General features: G+C 60.2%; 10 protein-coding genes and 1 pseudogene. 2 read left to right on the forward strand and 9 right to left on the reverse strand.

Annotated features, from left to right (window positions below; all coding sequences use genetic code 11):
* The 9 genes and pseudogenes from JCM12296_RS29630 to JCM12296_RS29660 form a co-directional block, all read right to left on the reverse strand.
* A partial coding sequence (locus JCM12296_RS29630) for a biotin/lipoyl-containing protein (protein ID WP_304512173.1) occupies positions 1 to 243 on the reverse strand: 243 nt, incomplete at its 3' end.
* A gap of 132 nt (positions 244 to 375) precedes the next feature.
* Positions 376 to 3,111, reverse strand: a complete 2,736-nt coding sequence (locus JCM12296_RS29635; protein WP_054700556.1) for a 2-oxoglutarate dehydrogenase E1 component — start codon at positions 3,109 to 3,111, stop codon at positions 376 to 378.
* A 29-nt stretch (positions 3,112 to 3,140) separates the two neighbouring features.
* A complete protein-coding gene (locus JCM12296_RS29640; protein WP_054700559.1) occupies positions 3,141 to 3,932 on the reverse strand; it encodes an alpha/beta hydrolase in 792 nt (263 codons plus the stop codon).
* Positions 3,933 to 4,147: 215 nt separating this feature from the next.
* Positions 4,148 to 5,205 (reverse strand): annotated as a pseudogene (locus tag JCM12296_RS48370) (dihydrolipoyl dehydrogenase family protein).
* 29 nt (positions 5,206 to 5,234) lie between these two features.
* Entirely contained in the window at positions 5,235 to 5,618 is a 384-nt protein-coding gene (locus JCM12296_RS48375; protein ID WP_281492199.1) for an FAD-dependent oxidoreductase, read from the reverse strand.
* A gap of 31 nt (positions 5,619 to 5,649) precedes the next feature.
* The gene (locus JCM12296_RS29650; protein ID WP_054700573.1) at positions 5,650 to 5,871 is read right to left on the reverse strand and encodes a hypothetical protein; all 222 of its coding nucleotides are present in this window, start codon (positions 5,869 to 5,871) and stop codon (positions 5,650 to 5,652) included.
* Between the two features lie 23 nt (positions 5,872 to 5,894).
* Positions 5,895 to 6,380 (reverse strand): DUF3786 domain-containing protein, encoded by a 486-nt coding sequence (locus JCM12296_RS46210; RefSeq protein WP_246805105.1) that lies wholly within the window; start codon positions 6,378 to 6,380, stop codon positions 5,895 to 5,897.
* Complete coding sequence (locus tag JCM12296_RS46215) at positions 6,377 to 6,730, reverse strand: (Fe-S)-binding protein (protein WP_246805107.1); 354 nt, start codon at positions 6,728 to 6,730, stop codon at positions 6,377 to 6,379. The genes JCM12296_RS46210 and JCM12296_RS46215 overlap by 4 nt, the downstream gene beginning before the upstream one ends.
* 3 nt (positions 6,731 to 6,733) lie before the next feature.
* The gene (locus JCM12296_RS29660) at positions 6,734 to 7,189 is read right to left on the reverse strand and encodes a ferritin-like domain-containing protein (protein ID WP_054700562.1); all 456 of its coding nucleotides are present in this window, start codon (positions 7,187 to 7,189) and stop codon (positions 6,734 to 6,736) included.
* 197 nt (positions 7,190 to 7,386) lie between these two features.
* On the opposite strand from JCM12296_RS29660, the gene JCM12296_RS29665 reads away from it, so the two are divergent.
* Positions 7,387 to 8,229, forward strand: a complete 843-nt coding sequence (locus JCM12296_RS29665; RefSeq protein WP_054700567.1) for a rhodanese-like domain-containing protein — start codon at positions 7,387 to 7,389, stop codon at positions 8,227 to 8,229.
* Between the two features lie 14 nt (positions 8,230 to 8,243).
* Positions 8,244 to 9,356 (forward strand): NAD(P)/FAD-dependent oxidoreductase, encoded by a 1,113-nt coding sequence (locus JCM12296_RS29670; protein ID WP_054700570.1) that lies wholly within the window; start codon positions 8,244 to 8,246, stop codon positions 9,354 to 9,356.
* Positions 9,357 to 9,377 lie beyond the last annotated feature (21 nt).

The raw sequence follows: 9,377 nt of genomic DNA on the forward strand, positions 1-9,377 counted from the left end.
CGCTGCCGCGCCGGGTTCGATGGAACCGACCACGGCACCGATGGACACGGTTTGTCCGGCCGGCACGATAATCTTCAGGATCCCGTCGGCTTCGGCCACCACCTCCAGGGTCACCTTGTCCGTTTCGATGACGAACAGCGGCTCGTCCTTGTGGACGGCATCGCCATCCTGTTTAAACCACTCGGCCAGGACGGCTTCCTGAACCGACTCACCAACACTGGGAATCTTGATTTCGATGGACATGGACGCTCCTTGGATAAAAGCGGGTTGGCGGATGGCCATGGGTTGGAACGTATGGCAACCAATGGTCGACCATCAGCCAATCCAAAGCGTTAGGGTTGCTGGACAAATTGGAAAGGGCGGCGTGTCAAAGGTTCAACCGGCGACCTCCCCGGACTGGCCATGGGGACCGATGGCCCGGTCCACGATCCCATCCTGCTCCATTTTGTAGATCTTGGGAAAACCGGTGGCCGGACTGGCCGACGCATTGCGCCCCACGTAGGCAAGCGTTTTTTTCAGCATCACGCCCAATCGGGGACGCATGTACTGCCAGGCACCCATGTTCTCCGGCTCCTCCTGGGCCCAGATCCAAACGGTCGCCTTCTTGTAGCGGCCAATCACCGTCTTGAGGGCCTTCTCCGGAAAGGGATGGAGCTGTTCCACCCGCACGATGGCCGTATCGAGGGCCTTTATCTGCTGTCTGCGGGCGATCAGCTGGTAGTAGAGTTTGCCGCTGCAAAAAACCACCTTCTTGGCCGTGGCCCCGGCCTCGGCATCATCGATGACCGGCTGAAACGTCTCGCTGGTCAGCGCCTTCAACGAAGAGACCGCCAAGGGATGGCGCAGAAGGCTCTTGGGGGTCATGATGACCAGCGGTTTGCGGAAGGGGGCCTTCACCTGGCGACGCAACAGATGAAAGTACTGGGCCGGCGTGGTCAGGTTGGCCACCTGCAGGTTGTCACCGGCGCAGAGTTGCAGAAACCGCTCCAACCGGGCGCTGGAGTGCTCGGGCCCCAGCCCTTCCCAGCCGTGGGGCAAGAGCAGGGTCAGCCCGCACAACTGCTGCCATTTGGCCTGTCCGCTGGCGATGAACAGATCGATGATGCCCTGGGCATTGTTGGCGAAATCGCCGAACTGGGCCTCCCACAGGGTCAGGACCTCGGGCCGGGTCACCGCGTAGCCGTATTCGAAGCCCAGCACCCCGGCCTCGGCCAGCAGGCTGTTGTAGACGGCAAAGGGCGCCTGATCCGGTGCCAGGTGGCTTAGCGGCATATGCGGCTGGCCCGTTTGGTAATCCCAAAGCACGCTGTGGCGCTGGCTGAAGGTTCCCCGACCGACATCCTGGCCGCTCAGCCGAACGGGATGCCCCTCGGCCAGAAGCGTGGCAAAGGCCAGGGCTTCGGCGCCCGCCCAGTCGATCCCCTCGCCCGATAGGACCGCTTCCAGGCGTTTGTTCAGCACCCCTTTCAGCCGGGGGTGCACGGTAAAATCCGCCGGCAGGGCGGCCAAGCGCTCGGCCAGGGCGGTCAGGGGCTTTTTTGCCACCGCCGTGGCAACGGCGTTGAAGCGAAAAGTACCGCTGATACCCTCCCACTCGGGGAAAAACCGCGGTTCCGGAAAAAGGCAGGTGGTGCCGTGGATCGACTCAAAGGCCGCGTCAAGACCGGCGTTGATGTCGGCATCGATTTGCGCGATGGCCTCCGGGGCGATGATCTTCTCACCGACCAACTGCTGTCCGTAGACCTGATGAATCGGGGCACGATCGCGGATGCGCTGGTACATGGTGGGCTGGGTGAAATAAGGCTCGTCGCCTTCGTTGTGGCCATAGCGCCGGTAGCAGACCAGGTCGACGACCACGTCCTTGCCGAACTGGTAGCGGTAGTCCGCGGCCAGACGGGCCACATGCACCACGGCTTCCGGGTCCTCGCCGTGAACGTGGAAAATCGGCACCATCAGCCCCTTGGCCACATCGGTGGAATAACGGGTGGAACGGGCGTCTTCAGGCAGGGTGGTGTAGCCGATCTGGTTGTTGATGATCACGTGCACACTGCCGCCGGTGCGGTAGCCCTTGAGCTGCGACATGTTGAGGGTTTCGGCTACCACCCCCTGGCCGGCAAAGGCTGCGTCGCCGTGCAGCAGCACCGGCATGACCACCGACTCCGGCCTGTCGTCGAGCCGGTCCTGCCGGGCGCGGGCAATGCCCGTGACCACCGGGTCGACCGCTTCCAGATGGCTGGGATTGCTCACCATGTAAAGGGTCATCGGGTCGCCGTCCCCGAGGCGACGCTCGGCAAGATAGCCGTTGTGATACTTGACATCGCCCGAACCGATCAGGTCGTGGGGGTCGTAACAGCTTTCGAACTCCGAGAAGATCTCATCGGCCGGTTTGGCCAGAATATTACGCAGGACATTGAGACGTCCCCGGTGGGCCATGCCGAGAATCACCTCCCGGCAGCCGGCTTCATGGGCACGCCGGCAAAGCGCCTCTAAAAACGGAATGAGCGATTCGCCACCTTCGAGGGAAAAACGGGTCACACCCACATACTTCTTGTTGAGAAAAGCCTCGAAGAGGGCTGCCGCCGACAGCTGCCGCAGGATATCGCCGCGGTCCTCAGCCGAAAACGCGGTCCGGTTGCCCCCGGGCTCCATGCAGGCCTGCAGCCAGGCCCGCTCGTCGGGATCCTGGATGTGCATGTATTCGACCCCGATGCTGTGGCAGTAAGTCTGCTTCAGGCGACCGATAATCTCCTTGAGCGGAGCGCTGCCCGCTTCCATGAGACCCGGTGCGGCGAACGTTCGTTCCAAATCGGACGGTTCCAGGCCGAAGGCGTCCAGATCGAGCAGGGGATGCGAGGTGGGGCAGGCCGAGAGCGGATCCATGCAGGCCAGCAGATGGCCGATATCCCGATAACGATGAATCAATGCACTGACCCTGGCCTGGCGCATGGCCTGTTCGGGATCGCCGGCATCGCCAGAGCCACCTTTTGTGCCGGCCATTTCAAATCCCCTGAAAAAAAACTGCCAATCCTCCGATAGGGAATTCGGATCGGATTTCCATTGGCGATATTGAGCGTCAATGAACTCGGCGCTGAGGGTCTCGGATAGATTCATCCTCGGCAAACCTCCTGTAAGCGATAAAATTATTTGGATTCGTTGGAATGGTTGGAACTTGAAACATCCACTTGTCGGCGGAACCATGCCGCGACAAAGTCGCTGACCTGCTGCTGGTGCTCAGGCCGGGAAAACATGTGATCGCCGCCGTTGACGAGCAGCAGCTCTACCCGGTCCGGGTTGGCCGCCTTGGCCAACCGCGCTTCCGACACGGGAATGATCGTGTCCTGATCCCCATGAACCATCAATATCGGTATCTTCAAGGCGCGGGTCTTCGCGGTCAGGTCGTAGCGTCCGGCATCGTCGAAAAAATCGCGGTTGAGATGGAGCCGGCGCCCACGGCTGGTAAAGTCCACCGTCCCGGTGTCGGCCAGGGCGTGCTGCTGGGCCGGGGTGAGAAAATGCAAGGGCAGCTCTTTCCCGACCCGTCCGGCCAGCCGACAGATGGCCCCGATACCATCGTCGCGGCCGGCCGTCAAAAGGGCGATCGCGGCCCCCAGGGAGTGGCCGATGAGCCCGATCCATACGGCGCCCCGGCCGCGCATCAAGGCGACCGCCGCCGCCATCTCCCGAATCTGCTTGGACCAGGTGGAATCGCTGAAGGCGCCCTGGCTCTGTCCGTTACCGGAGAAATCGAAACGCAACACGCTGAAACCGACACGGCTCAGTTCCGCCGCAACATGCCGCAGGATTCCCGTATGCCGCGAGCAGGTGAAACAGTGCCCGGCCACCACGGCGCCCACCGATTGTCCCTCGGGCAGGTGCAGGGTTCCCACAAGGGTCTCCCCCAGATGGTTCTCGAATTGGATCTGCTCTTCCATGCATTGCTCCGGGTAGGGATGACAACTGAACGTCATCGCAACCTATTATCAAGTTGCATGCCATGAGCGTCAAGGAAAAAGGCCGCCCATCAGCGCCTATTCTTCAGAAGCCAGCCATCGCCGGGATCATCTCCTGTTTGTTTTTTGAGACATGTTGTCTCAAATTCTCCTTATGTTCGCCGAAATACGCCGCCGGCCGAATCGCCCAGCGCATATCATTGCCGACACTCGCCGTCCGGGGGGGTACACGCGCGGCCTTTGAGGTTAAAGAACAACTTGAGTCCTTTTTGCACGGTTGCGGAAAAAATCTTGGGCGAGAAGAGATTACCGGTCACCCGCTTGTTGATCTCAGCCAGCGTGGGATAGGGATGAACGGCCGACGCCAGAGTGGAGAGTTTGACGCCGCCGTTCAGGGTGGCCACCCACGCGGCGATCAGATCTCCGGCCCGGGGGCCCAGGATCTGTACACCCAATGGTTTTTCGCGTTTGTCCAGGATCAGTTTGATGCGCCCCTCGCCCTCCCCTTCGACCAGGCCCGGTCGTTGGCCGCAAAAGGTTCACTCAAAACAATGGGATCGAGGCCCGCCGCCTCGGCCCTGCGCGCATTCATGCCGATACTGGCCAGCTCCGGATCCGTATAGGTACACCAGGGAAGCCAGGTGTAGTCGACCTTACGCGGCAGGTGAAAGACGGCATTGCTCACCACGATACCGCCCTCGTAACCGGCCGCATGGGTGAACAAGTATCCGCCGTTGACATCTCCGGCGGCAAAGATGTGTTTCCGGCTGGTGCGCAGGCGCGGATCCACCGCAATGCCCGTGGGGCCGACGTCGACGCCGGCCGCTTCCAGCCACAAGCCGTTGACATTGGGCGTCCGCCCCAGGGCCACCAGAAGCGTCTCCGCCGTGAGATCGACGGCGGCATCCGGGTTTAGCCGCAGGCGCACGCATTTTTTCGATCCGACTTGACTGACGGCTTCGATCTTCGCGCCCAGATAGAAAGTAACGCCTTCGGCGGCCAGGCGGGCCTGGAGCGCATCGGCCATGTCCCGGTCTTCCTTGCTCAGGATCTGCTCGGACCGGCCCACCACGCTGACCGTGGTTCCCAGGCGGCTAAACGCCTGGGCCATCTCGATCCCGATGGGGCCGGCACCCAGGATGATCATGCTGGCGGGCAGGCGCTCCAGGGAAAAGAGATCCCGGTTGGTCAAAAAATCGACTCGGTCCAGACCGGGAATCGGGGGGACGGCGGCCGACGAGCCGGTGGTCACCACCCAGGTTTTCGCGCTGACGCTGTGTCCGTTCAAATCGACCCGGTGGGAATTCCGAAAAAAACGGTGCCGAATTCGACCTTGGCGCCCAACCGGCAGAAGCGCTCCGCCGAATCATGCCGTTGGATCTGGCCAATGACGTCCTGGATCCGTTTGGCGATGCGGGCAAAGTCCACCGGCGGGAGATCCACCACCGGCAGTCCAAAGCGCTCGGCCTGTTTGAATTGATGATAAAGGTAGGCCGACCGGATCAGGGTCTTGCTGGGCACACACCCGAAGTGCAGGCAGTCCCCGCCGAGTTGGGGCTCTTTTTCGATCAACAGGGTCTTGGCGCCCAGTTGGGCGGCGCCGGATGCAATCGTCAACCCGGCGGCACCGCCACCGATAATCCCGATATCGTAGTCGTAGAGCGCCATGCGTACCTCCTCGTTTCGGGTCGCCAGCCTCTCATTCCGGTCCGGGCCAAACCACCCCCTGCCGTTCCTCGACCAGATAGCAAAAGCGATCCCATTCGAACTCCCGATGACTGAAGGGGCAATGCAGCTTGACCTTGCGTTCGGTCACGGCCACCACTTCCCAATCGCCCTTGCGCGGACCGGAGGCGATGTTGATCTTCTGCCCCACGGTAAATGAATACGGTTTGAAAACGGCCACATCAAAGGTTTGCACGGCATCCTCCAATCACAGATGGGTTACGTTTCTTTTTCGTCGGTATCCTCCAGCAATTGCCGCAGGCGTTCGCTCAGAAAAACGATGGATTCGATGTCCAGATGCTCGATAACGGTTTCGTCGAAAAGCAGCTTGACCGTGGCCGCGAAACCATCCACCGGGTCTTCGTCCCAAAAAAGCAGGGTGACCGGCACACGGGGAAACGGATGGAAGAGAAAGGCGACATCGGCGGTGTTCCCCTGCCCGGTGACCTCCTCTCCACCCAAACGTATAGCCGCCGTCTTCAGTTCAGCCGGTCGATGTTGAAAACGCGCCGCCAGCGGCACCTCCACCTGTTTGGCCATGGTTTTGACCTTGGACACGGTGTTGGGAAATTCCTCGAACCCCTTCCACTTGCCGGTCGGCATGCGCTGCCCGCCCTGGGCCATATGATTGTAAATGAATACCTTCTCCCAGCGGGTGAGCGATTCCCCGTCGGCGCGGGTAATATCGTCGTCACGGATGATCACCGGCCGGTATAGTAGGGCAATTCCAGGGCAGGCACCCCATCGGCATCCACGAGACGTCCGCCGATGCGTTGGGGAAGGTCGCTCAGGGCCATGGAGGCGGAGCGCTCCCGGGCCCACTGAAGGGCATCCTCGGCCAAGTCCCGCTTGGTCCATTTCCCGGCGGCATACTGCGCCCCCAGCTCCTGGTTGCAGCGTTCCACCACCGCCGGGTCAAGATGCGGGCAACCGGCCAGGGAGAGTTGCTCGGAAACCACCATGCCGGCAAAGGCCAGGCACGTCGGATATCCGCAATCACCGCAATTGGTCTTGGGCAGGACATCACGGTAAAGATCGACAACCGAAAGGGCCATGGCCTACCACACCTCTGGATAACCCACTTCAACGAAGGCGGATTCCATTTTCAGTTTGTGATCGCGCTCCATGGCGGCCAGATCCAAAAAGACTTGACGCTTCTGGGCATCGTCGCAAAGATTGGCCATTTCGGTATACTGCTTCATGGCCGCCTCTTCCTTTTTCATGGCCAGGGCGAACGCATCGGCCGGCTTCATGTCCATGGAAAGCGCGGGTTCGTCCATGGTCTCGGCAACCTTATAATCCCGGGTTTCCGAAAAATAGGTCTTGACCGTATCACTGGTGTAGATCTTGGTGAGGATATCCCGATGCTTCTTTTCCTCGTCGGCCAGCGAGGCAAAAAGTTTTTTGAGGTAGGGATCCTTGAGGGTGTTGGATGCATCCTCATAGAATTTTCTTGCCTCGACTTCATTGGCGATGGCCTGTTTGATGATCTCTTTGTAATCATCCAGATTCATGGTTACGCCTCCTGCAAAGGATTGAGAAAAAAGGACCCAAACGGTCCAGCGGTGATAATGGTGACAGTAGCGTTGAAATAAGCAAACCACATGCCACCTAAAAAGGCTATGGTATCCCCGTTTTAATTTGTGTATACTTCGTCTTCCTTTCGGTTCCCCGACAATGCCATAAAACCCCCAATCCAATGGAGGCCACCATGAACTGGCGACAATTTCTAACCCCCGTGAAATCGGTCGATGCCGATGCAGCCAAAGCTTTTCTGGCCGATAAAAAGGTTGAGGACGTGACCATCCTGGACGTCCGCCAACCCAAGGAATACGAAGCCGGCCATATTCCGGGTGCGGTGCTGGCACCCCTGCCGGACCTGACCGACTACCTGCCCAAGCTCGACAAAACAAAACCCGTCCTGGTCTATTGCGCCGTCGGCGGCCGTAGCCGAGTGGCGGCCCAACTGCTCTCCGGCCAGGGATTCACGAACATTTTGAACATGGCCGGCGGATTCAACGCCTGGACCAACGAAACGGCCTTTCTCGGTGAGGAAAAGGGGCTGGCGCTCTTCGACGGGGTCGCCTCCGTCGAACAGGCCCTGACCGTGGCGTACTCCCTGGAAGCGGGGTTGAAGGACTTTTACGACACCATGAGCGCAAAAGTGGAAAATGATCCCACGAAACAACTGTTTCAAAAACTGTCTCAAATTGAAGTGAAACATCAGGATCGCATTCTTCAACAATACACTGCGGTCACCGGCACACCGGTCACCCGTGAGACATTCGAAACCCAGGCGCTGCCCGGCGTTCTCGAAGGCGGATTGACCACCGAGGAGTATGCCAACCTGCTCATGCCCAGCTATGACAGCGTGGTCGAAATCATCGAGCTGGCCATGTCCATCGAGGCCCAGGCCCTGGATCTCTACCTGCGGGCATCGGAGAAAGCCACGAATACGGAAATCCAGGCGGCCTTGGTTCAGATTGCCAATGAGGAAAAGACCCATCTGGCGCTCCTGGGCAAGTTGATGGAAAAAACCATGACGGATTCGTAAAAAAGAGGCCTGACATGCAAAAACGACTGGTGCTCATCGGTGGTGGTCACGCCCACATGGTCACCCTGGCCAACCTGGCAGCCATCACCGCCAAGGGAATCGCCGTCACCGTGATCGGTCCGTCGGACCATCATTACTATTCGGGGATGGGGCCAGGCATGCTCTCGGGCACCTACCGTCCGGAAGAGATCCGCTTTGCCACGCGTCATGTGGTCGAAAAACAGGGGGGCACGTTCATCCGCGACAAGGCGGTCCGGATCGATCCCCAGGGCAAAATCGTCGTGCTCGACGGCGGCACCCGCGTTCCCTATGACGTGCTCTCTTGCAACGCGGGTAGCCAGGTGCCGCGACCGGCCATCGAGGGAAGCCCCGAAGACATTTTCACGGTCAAACCCATCGAACGGCTCATGGCGGCCAAAAGTCGTCTGGCCGACCATTTCGCGCGGCACCGGACACAGGTGGTGATTGTCGGCGGCGGCCCCTCGGCGGCCGAAGTCGCCGGCAACGTCTGGCAGTTGGCCCGCGATACGGGGCGCACGATGCCCCGGATCACCATCTGCGCGGGAAAGACCTTCATGGGCCGTTTCAGCCAAACCATCCGTCACCGCATCCTGGGCAGCCTGCGCCGCCGGGGAATTGTCGTGCGCGAAGGGGATTACGTGCGTCAGGTGTCGCCGGGCAATGTCGTCCTGGAGCATGGCGAGGCCCTGCCGGCGGATTTCGTTTTCCTGGCGCTGGGCGTACGGCCATCACCCCTTTTCGCCGATTCGGGGATTGCCACGGGGCCGGACGGCGGATTGCGGGTCAACGTCTTTTTGCAGAGCACCCAATATCCCGACATTTTCGGCGGCGGCGACTGCATCTACTTCCAGAAACAGCCACTGGACAAGGTGGGCGTCTATGCCGTGCGGGAGAACCCGATTTTGTACCACAATCTCCTGGCCCGGCTGGAGGGCCGTGACCTGATGCCCTTCGATCCGGGTGGCGACTACCTGCTGATCTTCAACCTGGGCGGCCGCACCGGCGTGCTGAAAAAACGCTGGCTGGAATTCGGGGGCCGGCCGGCGTTTATCATCAAGGATAGGATTGACCGTCGGTTCATGCGTAAATTTCAGGCCATCGAATAAATGCGGTTACCCTGAGGGATA

This window comes from Desulfosarcina cetonica JCM 12296 (genome assembly GCF_001311845.1).
In the GTDB taxonomy this organism is placed as follows: domain Bacteria; phylum Desulfobacterota; class Desulfobacteria; order Desulfobacterales; family Desulfosarcinaceae; genus Desulfosarcina; species Desulfosarcina cetonica.